At 43.5% G+C, this 16,586-nt stretch carries 18 protein-coding genes; 11 read left to right on the forward strand and 7 right to left on the reverse strand.

Annotation, left to right across the window (positions count from 1 at the left end):
- Positions 1 to 3 precede the first annotated feature (3 nt).
- Both C8D97_RS16055 and C8D97_RS16060 read right to left on the reverse strand, forming a co-directional pair.
- A complete protein-coding gene (locus C8D97_RS16055) occupies positions 4 to 234 on the reverse strand; it encodes a hypothetical protein (protein ID WP_109764818.1) in 231 nt (76 codons plus the stop codon).
- A gap of 28 nt (positions 235 to 262) precedes the next feature.
- The gene (locus C8D97_RS16060) at positions 263 to 811 is read right to left on the reverse strand and encodes a DUF1285 domain-containing protein (protein WP_109764819.1); all 549 of its coding nucleotides are present in this window, start codon (positions 809 to 811) and stop codon (positions 263 to 265) included.
- A gap of 150 nt (positions 812 to 961) precedes the next feature.
- Here C8D97_RS16060 and C8D97_RS16065 point away from each other — a divergent pair, with 150 nt between their 5' ends.
- Complete coding sequence (locus C8D97_RS16065; RefSeq protein ID WP_109764820.1) at positions 962 to 2,185, forward strand: alkane 1-monooxygenase; 1,224 nt, start codon at positions 962 to 964, stop codon at positions 2,183 to 2,185.
- Here the strand turns inward: C8D97_RS16065 and tusA are convergent, their stop codons facing one another.
- On the reverse strand, positions 2,186 to 2,416 hold the full coding sequence (gene tusA / locus C8D97_RS16070) for a sulfurtransferase TusA (protein WP_109764821.1): 231 nt from the start codon (positions 2,414 to 2,416) through the stop codon (positions 2,186 to 2,188).
- Positions 2,417 to 2,469: 53 nt separating this feature from the next.
- Positions 2,470 to 2,940, reverse strand: coding sequence for a Spy/CpxP family protein refolding chaperone (locus tag C8D97_RS16075; protein ID WP_146196169.1), 471 nt, complete (start codon positions 2,938 to 2,940; stop codon positions 2,470 to 2,472).
- A gap of 282 nt (positions 2,941 to 3,222) precedes the next feature.
- Here C8D97_RS16075 and C8D97_RS16080 point away from each other — a divergent pair, with 282 nt between their 5' ends.
- Positions 3,223 to 4,563 carry a M16 family metallopeptidase gene (locus tag C8D97_RS16080; protein WP_210204973.1) on the forward strand — a complete coding sequence of 447 codons (1,341 nt, stop codon included), beginning with the start codon at positions 3,223 to 3,225 and terminating at the stop codon, positions 4,561 to 4,563.
- Positions 4,547 to 5,929 carry a M16 family metallopeptidase gene (locus tag C8D97_RS16085; RefSeq protein WP_109764823.1) on the forward strand — a complete coding sequence of 461 codons (1,383 nt, stop codon included), beginning with the start codon at positions 4,547 to 4,549 and terminating at the stop codon, positions 5,927 to 5,929. The genes C8D97_RS16080 and C8D97_RS16085 overlap by 17 nt, the downstream gene beginning before the upstream one ends.
- Positions 5,930 to 6,935: 1,006 nt before the next feature.
- Here C8D97_RS16085 and fadA read toward each other — a convergent pair.
- A complete protein-coding gene (gene fadA / locus C8D97_RS16090) occupies positions 6,936 to 8,096 on the reverse strand; it encodes an acetyl-CoA C-acyltransferase FadA (protein ID WP_109764824.1) in 1,161 nt (386 codons plus the stop codon).
- A 35-nt stretch (positions 8,097 to 8,131) separates the two neighbouring features.
- Entirely contained in the window at positions 8,132 to 10,276 is a 2,145-nt protein-coding gene (gene fadB, locus C8D97_RS16095; protein ID WP_109764825.1) for a fatty acid oxidation complex subunit alpha FadB, read from the reverse strand.
- 361 nt (positions 10,277 to 10,637) lie between these two features.
- Between fadB and pepQ the strand changes: the two genes are divergently transcribed.
- The 8 genes from pepQ (at position 10,638) to C8D97_RS16135 (ending at position 16,039) form a co-directional block, all read left to right on the forward strand.
- Entirely contained in the window at positions 10,638 to 11,963 is a 1,326-nt protein-coding gene (gene pepQ, locus C8D97_RS16100) for a Xaa-Pro dipeptidase (RefSeq protein WP_109764826.1), read from the forward strand.
- A gap of 159 nt (positions 11,964 to 12,122) precedes the next feature.
- Positions 12,123 to 12,734 (forward strand): YigZ family protein, encoded by a 612-nt coding sequence (locus C8D97_RS16105; RefSeq protein WP_109764827.1) that lies wholly within the window; start codon positions 12,123 to 12,125, stop codon positions 12,732 to 12,734.
- Entirely contained in the window at positions 12,716 to 13,090 is a 375-nt protein-coding gene (locus tag C8D97_RS16110; RefSeq protein WP_109764828.1) for a SirB2 family protein, read from the forward strand. The genes C8D97_RS16105 and C8D97_RS16110 overlap by 19 nt, the downstream gene beginning before the upstream one ends.
- A gap of 67 nt (positions 13,091 to 13,157) precedes the next feature.
- The gene (locus C8D97_RS16115) at positions 13,158 to 13,367 is read left to right on the forward strand and encodes a hypothetical protein (protein ID WP_109764829.1); all 210 of its coding nucleotides are present in this window, start codon (positions 13,158 to 13,160) and stop codon (positions 13,365 to 13,367) included.
- A gap of 49 nt (positions 13,368 to 13,416) precedes the next feature.
- Positions 13,417 to 13,884 (forward strand): hypothetical protein, encoded by a 468-nt coding sequence (locus C8D97_RS16120; RefSeq protein WP_109764830.1) that lies wholly within the window; start codon positions 13,417 to 13,419, stop codon positions 13,882 to 13,884.
- A gap of 26 nt (positions 13,885 to 13,910) precedes the next feature.
- Complete coding sequence (locus C8D97_RS16125; RefSeq protein ID WP_109764831.1) at positions 13,911 to 14,717, forward strand: SEL1-like repeat protein; 807 nt, start codon at positions 13,911 to 13,913, stop codon at positions 14,715 to 14,717.
- A gap of 41 nt (positions 14,718 to 14,758) precedes the next feature.
- Positions 14,759 to 15,223 (forward strand): DUF4262 domain-containing protein, encoded by a 465-nt coding sequence (locus tag C8D97_RS16130; protein WP_109764832.1) that lies wholly within the window; start codon positions 14,759 to 14,761, stop codon positions 15,221 to 15,223.
- Between the two features lie 162 nt (positions 15,224 to 15,385).
- On the forward strand, positions 15,386 to 16,039 hold the full coding sequence (locus C8D97_RS16135) for a hypothetical protein (RefSeq protein ID WP_109764833.1): 654 nt from the start codon (positions 15,386 to 15,388) through the stop codon (positions 16,037 to 16,039).
- Positions 16,040 to 16,080: 41 nt separating this feature from the next.
- On the opposite strand, the gene C8D97_RS16140 is transcribed toward C8D97_RS16135, so the two are convergent.
- A complete protein-coding gene (locus C8D97_RS16140; protein ID WP_109764834.1) occupies positions 16,081 to 16,548 on the reverse strand; it encodes a methylated-DNA--[protein]-cysteine S-methyltransferase in 468 nt (155 codons plus the stop codon).
- Positions 16,549 to 16,586: the final 38 nt, after the last annotated feature.

Consider the following 16,586-nt stretch of genomic DNA (forward strand, 5'->3'; position numbering starts at 1 on the left):
AAATTATCGTTGCTTATTGGACAGGTGTTGCTTCCACAGGGGCAGCAACCAGTTAAACAAAGAGCCCACCGCGACAATAATGGCGCCTATCATAAACAGTTGTTGATTGATCACCACCGTGAGCAGTTGCCATTGTGCAAACTGATGCAACATGGTTAAGGTGATAATAATAAAGCCAATCGAGTAACAGTATAAAGATAACGTCGGTGGTTTTTTAAATGTAAATTTGATCATGATAGTGGTGACTTTTTAGCAAAGTTGGTTAATTAACCCTGCCCAGCGAAAAGGTTTCGCCCAGGCTTTTAATGGTCAGCTCGGTTGAGTCATTGGTGGTTTGTTGATCCGCCAGTTCCACCATCTGATAAAACACATTGCGGCTGATCAATGCGTCCAGATTTCGCCTTACTCGAATGTAGGGTGAAGGTTCCTGAGTATTTGGATCCACTTTAACGCGAATAGGGTGATCATTTCCGGCAATAAAACGGTTGCCCACATTATCGGTAAAAATTAACTGTTGTGTACCGTTTTGCTGCTCCACATCCATTAACACCGCCAGAAAAGGCGCGTCTTCAACGGTAATGCCAATTTTTTCAACCGGCGTCACCAGATAATACTTATCATCGTCTTTGCGGATCACATTAGAAAACAGCTTCACCAGTTTTTTGCGGCCGATGGGTGTGCCCATATAATGCCAGCTGCCATCGCGCTTAATCACCATATCGATATCGCCGCAATAGTCAGGGTTCCATTTTTCAACAGGGGGTAATGACTCATCTTCCAGTTGTTGAGCCAGTTTGTTGATATCCGTCATAACTTGCTCCTGTGTGATGGTTGGAAGTAATTTAGCCCAGTCACACCAGTTTACGCTGATTAAGGACGATAAAAAAGACGCAAAAGGCCAACGATAAGCGCTTGCCCGAAGCGGCAAATTTGGTCAAAATATCTTCAACGGAGGACTGTTATGTCATTTGCTAATCCATTTGCTTCACCCAGATTTAATAAGCAGTACGTTGCCGAAAACGGTGACACCTACATTGATAAAAAGCGTTGGCTCTGGTTGTTGTCGGTACTGGTGCCGCTGCTAACCTTGCTCGGGCCTTTGCTGTATATCGAAAGCGGTAAAGAATGGATGTTGTGGATCCCCATGGCGATTTTTTACCTGCTGATCCCACTGGCAGACTGGTTTATTGGTGAAGACAGCAATAATCCGCCTGAATCGATTGTGCCGCAGCTTGAGGCTGATGTTTATTATCGATGGATCACCTTTTTACTGGTGCCGGTACTTTTGTTCGGATTTGCCTTTACCGCCTGGTTTGTAAGCAGTTACCCACTTAGCTGGTCCGGTTGGCTGGCGGTGTTGCTGGTGAATGGATTTATTTGCGGTTACGGCATAAATCTCGGGCATGAGATGGGGCACAAACGATCCTTAAGTGAACGTTGGGCGGCCAAAATTGCATTATCACTGAGCGCTTACGGCCATTTTAATGTGGAGCATAATCGCGGCCATCACACCGAAGTGGCGACACCGGACGACGTGGCATCATCAAAACTGGGTGAAACCATTTACGGTTTCTATATCAAAGAATACCCGGGGGCTTTTGTCCGTGCCTGCCGGCTCGAAAAACAACGACTGAATCGAAAAGGGCATTCATTCTGGCACCCGGATAATGAAGTGATCCAGGGCCTGTTACTGACCACCTTTATTTATGGCGCTCTGACCCTGTGGCTCGGTTGGTCAGTATTACCTTTCTTGTTGTTAACAGCATTATGGGGTGGCTTTCAGCTAACTTCGGCAAACTACATTGAGCATTACGGATTACTGCGCAAAAAGCAGCCGAATGGACGATACGAGCGCTGCCAGCCGCGTCATTCCTGGAACAGTAATTTTTTATTATCGAACTGGAGTCTGTTTCATTTGCAGCGCCACTCCGATCATCATGCCAATCCCATGCGACGGTTTCAGGCATTGCGCAATTTTGAAGAAATTCCACAATTGCCCGCCGGCTATTACGCCATGTTTTTGCTGGCCTATGTGCCGCCTTTATGGTTTAAGGTGATGGATAAACGGGTGATTGCGTTTGCTGATTGCGATCCGGAGCGATTAAATCTGCTGCCGAAAAAAGCGGAGAAATACCTGAGCCAGTTATCTCAGCCTGATACATCAGGTAAACCAGCCTCTGATTGATCAGGCTTTTTTAATAACAAAAATAAACCGATTCTCTTTTTGCTGCTGATCCAGCAGTTTATGATCCATAAACTGGCAAAATTTCGGGACGTCTCTTTGGGTTGATGGATCATCAGCCATAACCGTCAGGCTTTCGCCCGATGACAATTCGCGCATCTTTTTACGGATCATCATTACCGGCTCCGGACAGCGCAGTCCCAAAGTATCTAAAGTGTGATCAGAATTGTTCACAACGGCTCAACAATTGGTGAATAAAGGCGCTAGTTTACGATAACTTGCGGGTTTTATCGATGATTGCGTCGTTTAAACCACAGATGTTGCATCACTTTATCAAACTGCGTTTTCTGTTCGCCATCGAGCTGTTGATAAAAAGGCGTGATCACAGCGAGCAATGTTTGAGTTTCCTTGAGTCGGGTTTCCAGATGACTGGATCGAAGTGTAAGGGTATCAACACTATTTAAGGATTTAATCTCTTTCAGCTTTAGGCGTTTTTGCTGCCGTTGTTCAATCTGCTCTAAAAACGTCACTTTAAAGCGCAACCAGGTTTGTTGTTGTGCTGGTTTTAGCTTTAGGTGCTGGTTCAAGTTATCGAGAAAAAGCTCAGATTCCTGCAGCGAAGCACTTTGAATGTTAGAAAAATAGCGGGCAAATTCTTCATCGGCAAAATCCACATTTAATTCCGACACAGAAAAACACAGGTTGGCCCAGCCAAACAGAGCAACAGTCATCAATAACAATCGGGGTTTACGGCTCAAAATAACCTTCCAAAAATAATTCCTTCTTATGAGCTTGAAGTATAGAAGCTACAAATAAAACTGGTTATGGATTATTACCCTTTTCTGTGTCAGATATTACCTACAAAAAAGAGCGAGTTTCGAGTTTCGAGTGTCGAGTCTCGAGTTACGAGTTTCGAGGTGTGTTGGGTGTAGAGTAGCAAAAGTAAATCGCGGTTACATTTAGTGGCATTATTCAACTTTAGTTTTATTCTGGGCAGGTTTACAATCCTGCTCACTATTAATAATAAAAGGAATGATATTTTGAAGTCTTTTCTTGTAGGTTTCTGCTTGACACTTTGCGCACTGGCATCCCCCTGGCTTTTGGCGACCAAAGCGTCGGATGTGAAGTCATTTACCCTGAAAAACGGTATGAAAATAATGGTGTTGGAAGATGACTCCATCCCTAATGCCAATATGTATCTGTTCTGGAAAGTCGGATCGCGCAACGAGTATCCCGGAATCACCGGTATTTCGCATTTCTTTGAGCATATGATGTTTAATGGCTCAAAAAAGTACGGGCCTAAAATGTTCGATCGAACCATGGAAGCCGCCGGTGGCGCCAATAATGCCTACACCACCGAAAACCTGACGGTTTATACCGACTGGTTTCCGGCAGACTCACTTGAACTTATGTTTGATCTGGAAGCGGATCGCATTGAGCATCTCGACATTGATAAAGACGTGGTGGAAAGTGAACGTGGTGTGGTGGCATCGGAGCGACGAACCGGTCTGGAAAACTCAAATTTTCGTGCAATTTCCGAAGAAGTAAAAAATGCTGCGTTTCGTGCGCATCCCTACAGCTGGTCGGTGATTGGTCACGAGAGTGATATTGAAAACTGGACCTTAAAAGACTTGCAGCAATATCACAAAACCTATTACGCACCGAATAATGCGGTTGTTGTGATCAGCGGTGATGTTCGTTTAAAACAGGTTAAGGCATTAGCAAAAAAATATTTTGAACCGATTCCAAAAGGTCCTGAGCCACGTCCGATTCATACCGTAGAGCCTGAGCAAAAAGGTGAGCGTCGAGTGTATTTGCATAAAGCCTCTGTGACGACGCCTAACCTGTTGATGGGCTGGCATGTCCCTGAAACAACCCATGATGATTTTTATGCATTGGATATTTTAAGTGACATTTTGTCCGACGGTAAAACCTCGCGTTTGTATCAGTCTCTGGTCGATCAGCAGCAATTGGCAACCCAGGTCTTTACCTATATGCCAATGAGTCTCGATCCCAATTTATTTTACACCTACGCGGTGGCGAATGAGGGTGTGACGGCGAAATCATTGGAGCAGGGTATTATAAACATTATTAACCAGATAATGACCGAAGGCGTTACCGACAAAGAACTGGAAAAGATTAAAAATAAAAAAGCAGTGGATTTTTACCGTTCGATGCAAACCATCAATGGTAAATCTAACCTGATTGGTACCTACGAGTTGTACTTTGGCGATTACAAGCGATTGTTCAAAGCCCCGGAGTATTATCAAAAAGTCACTAAACAGGATATTCAGCGAGTGGCAAAACAATATTTGATCAAGGCTAACCGAACAGTGGGTGTATTAAGTAATAAGGAGGATACTCATGAAAACGATCGCTAAATTCAGTACCGCAATTTTATTAGTGATTGTCAGTGGGGTGTTATCCGCTGCTTCATTTCAATTGCCCGCTTACCAAGAGATTACTCTGGATAATGGGTTAACGCTATTATTAATGGAACATGATGAAGTGCCATTAATTAATGTTGAAGTGCGAGTTAAAGCAGGCGCTATTGATTCCGATATTAAGGGGTTGGCCAATGTGACCGCTGAAGCATTAACCTTTGGTAATGCCAATCGCAGCAAACAGGAAATCAATGATGCGCTGGATTTTACCGGCTCCAGTTTTTCAACTTGGTCCGATAAAGAATTAAGTGGTGTAAGCGCCTCGTTCCTGAATAAAAACACCGATTTGGTGCTGGAAATTTTAGAGAACACCTTAAAATCGCCAAAATTTGAAAACCAAGAAGTCGAAAAGTTTTTAAACCGTTATGCAACGGAGTTGCAGCAAAAACAGGAAAGTCCCCGACAAATGATCGGCGACTATTTTAATGCCCTTTATTTTGCACAACATCCCTACGCCATTTCGAGTGATGCCGATAAAGCCTCGTTGAAAAAAATTGATCGCACCGCGATTGAAAACTTTTATCAGCGTTATTATCAGCCAAACAATACCGTTATTGCTGTCGTGGGTGATTTTAATAGCAAAGACATGGCAAATAAAATTACCAAGCGATTCAGCAACTGGAAAAATAAACATAAGCAAAACACCAGCGATATAAAGCCCTATTCGCCAGAGGCTGAAGCTCAAGTTTTACTGGTGGATAAAGACGACGCCCGCGAAACTACATTTATGATTGGTGGTAAAGGTATTGCGCGGGGTGATGAAAACTATGTGGCATTGCAAGTATTAAATACCATTTTAGGTGGCCGGTTTACCTCCTGGTTGAATGATGAACTCAGAGTGAATAGCGGTTTAACTTATGGTGCACGCAGCCGTTTTGCAACAATGAAAGAAGACGGCACCTTTGCTATTTCAACCTTCACCAAAACCGATTCAACCGAGCAGGCGATTGATCTGGCGCTTAAAACTTATCAACGACTCTGGAAAAAAGGGATTGATCAAGCAACACTTGATTCTGCCAAAGCTTACGTTAAAGGGCAGTTTCCACCGCGTTACGAAACCGCCGGACAACTGGCTGATTTATTGGTGAGTATGAAAGTTATGGGTATTGATGCCAGCTTTATTAATGAGTTTAACCAGTCCGTTAATGCCTTAACCCTTGAGAAAACCAAGCAGCTGATTGAGCAGTATTTTCCTAAACAACATTTGCAGTTTGTGTTAATTGGTAAAGCCGATGATATTCGTGATGTGGCGAAAAAATACGGGAAGGTTATTGAGGTTAAGATGGGAGAGCCAGTTAAGTAGTTTTTTTTGATTTTTGTTAAGAGTTAATTGAGAGGCCTCCCAATGGAGGCCTTTTTTCTATTTGAGTAAATGCAAGGACAGAGTCAAAAGCGTTTCGCATCGCTGCGCTTTCATGGCCGTTGATTGTTCCATTCATAAACGGCATTTCCGACATCCATGTCGGTCCGACTTACTTTTTGCAGGAGCCCAAAAAGTAAGCAAAAAGACTTGCCGTTACCACGGGGGTATTTGCTTATCATGAGTTTTATGTTCGATGTATTTCTATGCGATGTGCAGTGACTTCAGTCTGCTGACGCGAGGAATATAAGTACGATCGTAAGTGAGAGAACTGAAGTGTTTTACTACTTAGATTTAAATTAAAAGTTGTGAAAAGTCTTAACGTCCATAAACTTGCTAAACTCAAAGACACTCGTGAGTGTATGTCTAGAAATTCGCGTCAGCAATCAACCGGCAAGTTTTAGTTTCAATGTTTGCTTATACATTCCGGCAATGATGAGCAAGTTGCTAGCGCAGCGACAAAGATTTTTTGCTTCCTTTTGTATCAACTGACAAAAGGGAGGCGCCGAGTGGCGAAATGCAAGCTATCCGACTAGCATTTAGATTAAAGTACAAAATGCTTCTTCAATTTAAAAGATAAAAAGCCAAAAGCGTTTCGCATCGCTGCGCTTGCATGCGAGTTCCTTTTTCCAAGAGCTGAAAAAGGAACCAAAAAAGCCCTTATCCGTTACCACGGGGGTATTTGATCTGAATGTATATCGAAGTCAAAGTAATTCTGAAACACTAAGTGTTGATATCGAATTGCTGACGCGAGGAACATAAGTACGATTGGAAGCGAGTGACTTTAAGTGTTTTACTACTTAGATTTGAATTAAAAGTTGTGAAAAGTCTTAACGTCCATAAACTTGCTAAACTCAAAGACATTTTTCTTTAACTTTACCACACACCTAAAACAAAAAAGCCGATTCTAAACTCTTAGAATCGACTTAAAACTTAAAACTTAAAACGATCAGACGCGTTCAAACACCGTCGCAATACCCTGACCTAACCCAATACACATAGTCGCTACCCCTAACTTGGCGTCTTTGTTTTCCATTAAACGTAATAGTGTAGTGCTAATGCGCGCACCGGAACAGCCAAGTGGGTGACCCAGTGCAATGGCGCCGCCGTTCAGGTTTACTTTTTTATCCATTACATCGAGCAACCCTAAGTCTTTCAACACTGGCAATGATTGCGCCGCAAATGCTTCGTTTAACTCAAACAAATCAATGTCATCAACGGTTAAGTTTGCGCGCTGTAATGCTTTCTTTACCGCAGGTACAGGACCGTAACCCATAATCGCAGCATCACAACCGGCAGATGCCATGGCGCGAATTTTTGCGATGGGTTTAAGGCCGAGTGCTTTTGCTTTTTCGGCACTCATTACCAGCATGCCGGAGGCACCATCGGATAATGCGGAGGCGTTACCCGCCGTTACTGTTCCGGTGGGATCAAAGGCCGGGCGTAGTTTACCCAGATCTTCAACGGTCGACTGCGCGCGGATCACTTCGTCGTGGGAAAAGGTTTTTAAAGCGCCGTTGGCGTCGTGCCCCTGAGTGGCGACAATTTCGGCGTCAAACCGGCCTTCATCGGTGGCGGCTTGAGCTTTTTGATGGGAGGCGTAAGCGAACTCATCCTGTTGCTGTCGGCTAATACCGTGCATTTTGCCAAGCAGCTCCGCGGTGTAGCCCATAAAGCCGGAACCCTTTGCGGCAAACTTGGCCATTTGTGGTGCAAAGTCGACACCGTGTGTCATGGGCACATGCCCCATATGCTCTACGCCGCCAATCATGTAGACATCACCGTGTCCGGTCATTATGCCCTGTGCTGCGGTATGCAATGCCTGCATCGATGAACCGCACAAACGGTTGATGGTTTGCGCCGGTACCGTGCGAGGAATATCGGTCATCAGCTGGGCATTACGGGCAATATTAAACCCTTGCTCCAGTGTTTGTTGAACGCAGCCCCAGATAATGTCTTCAATATCTTTTGGATCCAGTGCCGAGTTGCGCTCCAGTAAAGATTGCATTAAATGAGCCGACAGTTCTTCGGCTCGAACGTTTCGATACATGCCACCACGCGATTTGCCCATTGGGGTGCGAATGGCATCGACAATAACGACTTCAGTCATAATAATTCTCCTGCAAAATTCAGTTGGCCACAGGCTTACGCGCTGTAAAAAGTTTTGCCATCTTTCGCCATGGCTGCCACACCTTCTGGTGCCGTGTAGGCTTCGCCCAGGTGCTTGTATTTTTCGGCTTGTTTTACCAGCGTTTCGATCCCTACTTCGTCGGCGTATTTTAATGCGCCGCCTCTAAAGGGAGGAAAGCCAAGACCGTAAATAAGACCCATATCGGCTTCGGCCGGTGTTTCGATAATGCCTTCTTCAAAGCAGCGAGCCACTTCAAATATCATTGGGATCATTAAGCGTTCAACAATTTCTTCGTTGCTGAATTCTTTACCCGGCTTACCAATAATGTCGAATACCGAGTCGTCGACGTCTTTTTGAGGACGGCCTTTTTTATCTTTCGAGTAAACGTAAAAGCCGCTGCCCGATTTCTGACCGTATTTGTCTTGCTTATAAAGTTGCTCGATGGGATCTTTGTCCAGCGCGCTCATACGATCGGGGAAGCCTTCGGCCATCACGCCAACACAATGCACAGCAGTATCAATGCCAACCACATCCAGCAAATAGGATGGACCCATTGGCCAACCGAATTTTTCCATCACTTTATCCACCTGACGGAAGTCGGCGCCTTCTTGCAGAAGCTGACTAAAGCCACGGAAATAAGGGAACAACACGCGGTTAACAAAAAATCCGGGGCAGTCTTTAACCACAATCGGTGATTTACCAATGGCGCTGGCGTAGGCGACAACGGCGGCGACGGTTTCGTCACTGCTTTTCTCACCGCGTATCACTTCGACCAGTGGCATTTTGTGAACAGGATTAAAGAAGTGCATGCCGCAGAAGTTTTCCGGGCGTTTTAAATTTTTCGCCAGTAAATCAATGGAGATGGTTGAGGTATTGGAGGTTAGAATGGCGTCATCGGCAATCAGTTGTTCGGCTTCACACAACACCGCATCTTTTACCTTTGGGTTTTCAACCACGGCTTCAACCACAATGTCCACCGGCTTGATGTCGTCATAATTTAACGTGGGTTTAATGTTGGAAATGGTTTTGGCCATTTTCTCGGCGCTGACTTTTCCAATTTTCATGCCTTTACCCAGGATCTTCATGGCTTCGCCCATGCCAAGGTCAAGCGCATCCTGTTTGATGTCTTTCATTACCGCAGGTACGCCTTTAACGCTGGACTGATAGGCAATGCCGCCGCCCATAATGCCTGCGCCTAAAACACCAGCCTGTTTAATGGTTTTGCTGGCGGCTTTACCGGCAATTTTGGCTTTCTTCTTTAATAGCTGATCGTTAAGGAAAATCTGGATCATGGCACTGGCCTGTGAGGTTTTTGCCATATTCACAAAACCGTCGTGTTCAATTTTTAACGCTTCTGCCTGATTTAATCCGGCGCCTTCTTCAATCACCCGAATCGCTTCCATTGGTGCAGGGTAGTTTTTACCCGCTTTCGCACCGACCATGCCTTTTGCTGTGGTAAAAGCCATGGTGGCTTCCAGTTTATTCAGTTTAAGCGGCGCTTTCTTTTGTTCGCGGCGTTGTTGCCAGTCGAGTGATCCGTTAATGGCGTCTTTCACCATTTGTAATGTAACTGCCTGTAATTGATCCGCTTCGCAAACAGCATCAATGGCACCCACTTTTAACGCGGCATCGGGTTTGCTGGGTTTGGCTGTGGCGATCCACTCAATGGCGTTATCACTGCCAATCACTCGTGGTAAACGGGTAGTGCCACCAAAGCCCGGGATCAATCCAAGCTTGGTTTCGGGTAAGCCCACTTGCGCATCGGTGGAGGCAACACGCAGATCACAACATAAAATCATTTCCATGCCGCCGCCCAGGGCAAAACCGTTAACGGCAGCCACCGTTGGAAAGGGTAAATCCTGAAAGTCGGTAAAAATCTGGTTGGCTTCTGCGGTCCACTGCAACAGCTCTTCTCTCGGGTTGGCGAACAAACCCTGAAATTCAGTAATGTCTGCGCCCACAATAAACACACCTTTACCACTGGTAACGATGGCGCCTTTGACATCTTTATTGGCTTTTAACGCTTCGGTAATGGTTTTCAGTTCATTAAGCGTTTGTTTGTCGAACTTGTTTACAGACTCATTTTTGTTGTCAAAGCAGACGTTGGCAATGCCATCATCAAGCATTTGACAGGTCAGTGACTGGCCTTCGAAAATCATATGTTTGACTCCATCCTTTACAGAGAAATGGGCTAAAAGCCCTTAAAATCATAGGGTTAATAGCATTAAATAGAAGAAACAGCGTCTATTTTTAACGGTTTATTGCACTGCGATAAAGAATTAATACTAACACAGTGAACTGGTCAGACAAGTGCTGCTGAGAGCCTCTTGTTTTGCGACTTATGCGCTTAGGCGAATGGTCGATACCCGACCCAGCCGACAGAGGCATTAAGTGTGGCCTAAACAGGGGCGTTAAAAATAGATAATAGGGGACAGGGCAAACAATAACCAGCGGTTTTCCCCGTTGCCGCAATCTGTATAATGCTGGGCTAGTTTCAGTCATTTTAAAAGTAGGTAATTCATGAACAACGACGTTTTTGCCAAGTTCGATGAGCACTTTGATGCTTTACTCGGTCGCTACCAAAGTTTATTGGCGGATCATAAATACGACTATGCGGTGATCCCATCGGGCATGCCGATCCGTAAGTATCTGGACGATATGGATTACCCCTTTAAAACCAATCCGCACTTTAAAGCGATTTTGCCATTGGCGGATCACCCGCATTGCCAAATTGTTATTCCACAATCGGGTAAGCCGACGCTGTGCTACTACCAGCCAGTGGATTTCTGGCATACGGTGCCTTCTGATCCGGAAGGCCCCTGGACCAGGTTCTTTGATATCAAAATTATTGCCCGTCCGGCGGATGCACTGGCGCATATACCGAAAAAGGGCCGGGTGATTTTGCTGGGTGAACAACAGGGCGTGCTGGATGCGGTGAGTTTTTCTGCGCATAATCCGGAAACCATTGTTTATCCGCTGTACTGGCAGCGTGCCTATAAATCCGATTACGAAATCGAATGTATTATGCAGTCGAACATCATTGCGACACGCGCTCACAATGCCGCACGGGATGCGTTTTATAACAAAGAGTCGGAACAGGGCATTCAGCTGGCGTATTTAAAAGCGGCAAAGCAGCTGGAAAATGATATGCCCTACGGCAATATTGTTGCGCTGAATAATAATGGCGCCATTTTGCATTACACCGGTTGCGAAGGCGAAGTACCTAAACAGCATCACTCGTTTTTGATTGATGCCGGTGCTCAGTTTCATGGCTACGCCTCAGATATTACTCGTACCTATTCGTTTGCGAAAAACGATGAGTTTGCCGACATGATCAAAACCATGGACGACATGCATCTGGGCTTGCTCGATAAAATAAAACCGGGTGCGTCTTACGTTGACCTGCACATAGAAGCGCATCATAAAATTGCCGCTATCTTAAAACAGTATCAATTTGTTGATATGGAGCCAGCCTCGCAAGTTGAAGCCGGTATTACCAGCGTGTTCTTCCCTCACGGACTGGGTCATCAATTGGGATTACAGGTCCACGATGTGGGCGGCCATCAAACCAATGGCAACGGTGGTACCACTAACCCACCGGCGGAGCATCCCTTCTTACGCAATACCCGCGAAATTGAAGCGTCACAGGTGTTAACGGTGGAACCCGGTTTGTACTTTATCGATTCGCTATTGGCGGATATTAAATCGTCGGAGTTTGATAAGCAGGTTAACTGGAAAAAAATTGACGAGTTTAAAAAGTTTGGCGGTATCCGAATTGAAGACGACATAGTGGTCACCGACAAAGGGCATCGCAATTTAACTCGCGAAGCGTTTGATAAACTTTAAGCGACGCTTATCCTCAACCAATCCGGTAGATAACGAATGTTTTATAGCAATCATTTATAAAGACAGCATAAAACACAGCGTTATGAAACAGGGTTGGTTGAGTTAGCCAACCTCCGTTAACACACTAAGATCGACTACCTATAAGAAAACCAAGCCAATATGTCTGGATACTCGGTACCATCATCACCTGTTGAAGTGGAAGAAGTGATCAAAGGCAGTCGCTTTATAACCCGCGCCGAAAATGTCGCCACGGTTGATGCAGCAAAAGACTACCTGCAATCCTTAAGAGACGCAGAGCCAGACGCCACGCATCATTGCTGGGCTTATATTGTCGGCGATCCCAACAGCACAACCTTACTCAGTTGCTCCGACGATGGCGAACCGGCTGGCACTGCGGGTAAACCCATGCTGAATATATTGCAGCACTCAGGTGTCGGCGACATTATTGTGGTGTGTACCCGTTATTATGGCGGCACAAAACTGGGAACAGGTGGCTTGGCTCGTGCTTACGGCGGCGGTGTAAAGCTGATCATGGAACAGCTAACAACAACCGAAAAAATAGAAAAAGCGGCACTGCAAATAGTTGGCGCTTATGAATGTGGAAAAGATATTGAGCACGAATTAAAACAGGTGGATGCCACCATTGAGAATATTGAATATGATGCGGCAGTCACTTATCGGGTATCATTACCACTGAATAATAAACAACAATTAACCGAACAACTTAAGGTTCGATTTGGGGAAAAAGTACAATGGAAATCTATCCAATAGCGAAACACATTCACATGACCTTTGCCGGCTTATCCTTTCTTGGATTTGTCATTCGAGGCTACTGGATGATCAGCGGCTCAAATTTATTGCATAAAAAGCCGGTTAAAATTTTACCGCACATTATTGATACCATTTTATTATTGTCAGCTGCAGTATTAGTGGTGCTAACTGGCTTATACCCACTGGCGGTAGACTTTGTAACGCTAAAATTATTATTGCTGGTGGCGTATATTATTTTGGGAACTTTTGCCCTTAAACGGGGTAAAACCAAAGCCATTAAAGTGGCTTCCTTTGTTGCTGCGCTGGTGATCTTTTTATCCATATTCGCTGTGGCAATGCATAAACCGGTTTTTTAAGGTGACTTAATAAAGTCTGATACTTAATATTAATAATGACTAACATTAAGAATGATCTATATTAAAAATGATCAATATCAAGCTTAGGCCACTGATTATTTCATTGCTAATAGGCAGTGCAGTAGCGGTGGCTTTTTATTTTATCGACAAAGGCGTAGCGGCTTACCATTCCGTTGGTGAGCTGGGCGAAGGTTTTGGCGATATACTATTAACGGCAAAATGGCTGATTATTGCAGGTATTATTGTAAAAGGCATATTGTTAAGTTTAAAAAAATAAACACTCAAATACCGGATGATAATGAGCAAATTTGGACTGACAAACAATCATGATTGAATCCATAGGAAAAATCTTTTCAACGTTATCCACCGCGGCTAAAACGGCAAAAGCATTGCAAAAGATAATCAGCGATGTTGACGGCGATGAACGTATCTTAATGGAAGAGATCAAAGAAAATGCCGGCTTATGCTGGTTGGTCACCAAGCGAGAAGTTGAACCCGCGCGAGTGATTAAAGAATTACAAACCGCAGAGTACGATAGACTGTTAAAAACAGACTTTGATTTTAATCGTTTAAAGCGAAAGAAAATTAAAGCCAGCCAGCGCTATAAAGGCACCGATCTAAAATCCTTTATCGGCAAAGACACCTACCATCTGGTTGAAAACATCTACGATCGGATTAAAGAAATGAAACGCATCCACAGAATTGATAATAACCTGGAACGCATTCGCTGGACGGTTCGATTCAGTAATTTGCATAAACGGATATTGTTATTGCTGGAGCATTTGAAGGGTTGAATTAATGTGAATCAATGGGATGAAACGTGAAGAAAATCTTATTTATTTTAATGGTTGCTTTAGTATTTGGTTGGATTTATCTAAAAGCTAATAAAAAGCCAAATGCAATTGATAGAGTAGAACCTGATAATAACGTTTTAAATTCAGAAAGCTTTGATTCCATAACAAAATCAAAAACCAAACATAAAAATATCGATAAAAAAGTAGAGCCGTCTTTATCGAATTATAAAGATATTGTTATAACCGATGAAGAAATACTTGAGTTAATTAAATGGAGTCAAAATCGAGGCTATTGGGGAAAAGAAAACCCTTATCATGGATATTCTTTCGATTCTTTAAAGAGCATGGCTGATTTGGATGACCCTTTAGCGCAATACATGGTAGGGCGAGAATTACGTTCAAAAGGTAAACTAAAAGAATCAAAAAAGTATTTTCAGCTTGCAAGTATTAACGGATTAACCAGTTCCTTGGTCGAGTTGTCATCTATAAGTAAAGTGCAGTACCTTAATAACTACCTAAGTGGTGAATATAATAGTAATGAACTAATTTCGGCTTATGCTTATTTAAAGGTTGCAATAAAAAGGGGTGATCCAAATGCAACAACGTTATTGGAAAGTTTGTCGCTAACGGAACAGTCAAAGTTAAGCGATGCACAAAGAATCAAAGTAGAAAGCAAAGCAGAAGAAATTTATAGTGAGTTACTACAAGCACGACTAGCCAAAGGAATGAACGACTTTGATAATAGTATTCCCGATTCACTTTGGAAGGCTCAGCAAAAATTTTTGAATATGCAAAGAAAATTGCGTCAAGCAATTGATGATGTTGAGTATTAATTTGCATTACTATTACTAGAGCATTTTAATGGAGCCATGCTATGGATGAAAATGATTTAAAAGCGCTTAATAATATTGAAGAATATGGATGTCATGTACTTAAAGTTATGGAAGGAGAGGGCGAACCATCATTTTCTTACTCAATAGGTATTAATAAAAAGCAAAATAAACCAGATGTTGTGGTACTAGGTTTGAATTCTGAACTAGCTCATTCAATGGTCAATAACTATAAAGATCGTGTAATTGAAGGAGAGGTATTTGAGCCAGGTAGGTACTATTCAGATTTTCTTGAAGGCTTTAAAGTATGCTTCATAAAAGTATCTAAAAAACATTTTGAAAAATACTTTGGCTGGGGTCTTTGGCTCCATAATGGAGACGATTTTGATATGCTACAAATAGTTTGGCCAACGACAGATGGTAAGTGGCCTTGGGATAGAGATAAATCAGAGTTTTACCAATGGGCACAGCCAATATTAAATGAAGAAGGTGAACTAAACGCAATATAATAAATAGTGTTTATAAATTAAATTTTTCACTATATTAGCTCCAGAGATAGTTATTGCCAATAGAACGACAATTTCGCAAATTAATTGAATTTTACTCAACCAAATGGGCACTTCTTCGTTAAGTTATTAACCGACATACATAAAACCTCATAAGGAGCGCCAATGTTCAAACACATACTGGTCAATGCTCAAGCCTCAAAAACGGTTCAGTTTTTAAAGACGATTCTAGTCAATCATCCAAAGCGATTAATGATCATCTCGTTAATGCTACTTGGCCTTTCGGCCTGTGATAACACCACGGTTTCCGCCAGCAGTGGCGAGCGCTATGTGTTTTTTGTGCAGTACACTAACGCAGCCTTTGGGCAGGATTTTCGAGCGCTTTACATTAATAGCGAAGGTGAAGTGATTAAAGCGGAAGATTCCGTATTGCCGGAGTTAACCTTGGATGGCAGTTATACCCAGCAGCAGCTGGATTATTATTACTTTCCCAATCAATCGATACAGGCGCAATTGAGTGCACAACCAATGGATGATCTGGTTGATGCAAGCCTTACGGTTGATGCTAATGCACAAGAGCTGGTGACCAATTCTGCTTGTCCCGATGCGGGCGTGTTTCGCTATGGCTTTTACAGTTACAACAGTGTCGATGAGCTTTACACTGAAATTTTGTTATTCGAAACAACCGCAGAGGGTATTCAGTTGAACACGTCAACTGGCGCGCAAACCATCAACGAAGCGTTAATGACTTTTGCCACCGAGGCTAACATTGCCTATCCTTCCGTTGGTCCCTGTGGTGGATACTGGAGTTATGAATAGAGTTATCAATAAAGTTAGCTATAGAACGTTATTGGCAAAAACTAAATAACGCCTTCGTGTTTTAACAGCCACTCTTTTCTATCCAATCCGCCAGCGTAGCCGGTGAGTTTGCCATTGCTGCCAATAATTCTATGGCAGGGCACAATAATCGAAACCGGATTTTTTCCGTTGGCTGCTCCCACGGCACGTACCGCTTTTGGGTTGTTAAGTTTTTGCGCCAAACTGCCGTAACTGTCGGTGTGACCAAAGCCAACGGTTAATAATGCCTGCCATACCTGTTGTTGAAAGTTGGTGCCATGAAGATCCAGCGTCACATCAAAGGTCTTTCGCTTACCGCTAAAGTATTCCGCCAGTTGTTGTTTTACCTTATCCAACACAGCGCAACGCTGTACCTTATGATTGGTGTTTTTAAAATACAGAGACGTGACGCCCTTATCACTGGCCGTGAGCTCAATGGTGCCAATGGGTGATTGAAAATAATCTATATAGGGCTGCTTTAATTGATTCATGCTCGTATGAAGTTCCTGATGCGTAATTTAAACGAATG

The sequence above is a fragment of the Pleionea mediterranea genome (assembly GCF_003148745.1).
Taxonomy (GTDB): domain Bacteria; phylum Pseudomonadota; class Gammaproteobacteria; order Enterobacterales; family Kangiellaceae; genus Pleionea; species Pleionea mediterranea.

What these genes read in the sequence shown, in the direction of transcription:
- C8D97_RS16055 (WP_109764818.1), bottom strand. Translation starts at nt 234, where the DNA reads ATGATCAAATTTACATTTAAAAAACCACCGACGTTATCTTTATACTGT.
- C8D97_RS16060 (WP_109764819.1), bottom strand. Translation starts at nt 811, where the DNA reads ATGACGGATATCAACAAACTGGCTCAACAACTGGAAGATGAGTCATTA.
- C8D97_RS16065 (WP_109764820.1), top strand. Translation starts at nt 962, where the DNA reads ATGTCATTTGCTAATCCATTTGCTTCACCCAGATTTAATAAGCAGTAC.
- C8D97_RS16085 (WP_109764823.1), top strand. Translation starts at nt 4,547, where the DNA reads ATGAAAACGATCGCTAAATTCAGTACCGCAATTTTATTAGTGATTGTC.
- fadA (WP_109764824.1), bottom strand. Translation starts at nt 8,096, where the DNA reads ATGACTGAAGTCGTTATTGTCGATGCCATTCGCACCCCAATGGGCAAA.
- fadB (WP_109764825.1), bottom strand. Translation starts at nt 10,276, where the DNA reads ATGATTTTCGAAGGCCAGTCACTGACCTGTCAAATGCTTGATGATGGC.
- pepQ (WP_109764826.1), top strand. Translation starts at nt 10,638, where the DNA reads ATGAACAACGACGTTTTTGCCAAGTTCGATGAGCACTTTGATGCTTTA.
- C8D97_RS16105 (WP_109764827.1), top strand. Translation starts at nt 12,123, where the DNA reads ATGTCTGGATACTCGGTACCATCATCACCTGTTGAAGTGGAAGAAGTG.
- C8D97_RS16110 (WP_109764828.1), top strand. Translation starts at nt 12,716, where the DNA reads ATGGAAATCTATCCAATAGCGAAACACATTCACATGACCTTTGCCGGC.
- C8D97_RS16115 (WP_109764829.1), top strand. Translation starts at nt 13,158, where the DNA reads ATGATCAATATCAAGCTTAGGCCACTGATTATTTCATTGCTAATAGGC.
- C8D97_RS16120 (WP_109764830.1), top strand. Translation starts at nt 13,417, where the DNA reads ATGATTGAATCCATAGGAAAAATCTTTTCAACGTTATCCACCGCGGCT.
- C8D97_RS16130 (WP_109764832.1), top strand. Translation starts at nt 14,759, where the DNA reads ATGGATGAAAATGATTTAAAAGCGCTTAATAATATTGAAGAATATGGA.
- C8D97_RS16135 (WP_109764833.1), top strand. Translation starts at nt 15,386, where the DNA reads ATGTTCAAACACATACTGGTCAATGCTCAAGCCTCAAAAACGGTTCAG.
- C8D97_RS16140 (WP_109764834.1), bottom strand. Translation starts at nt 16,548, where the DNA reads ATGAATCAATTAAAGCAGCCCTATATAGATTATTTTCAATCACCCATT.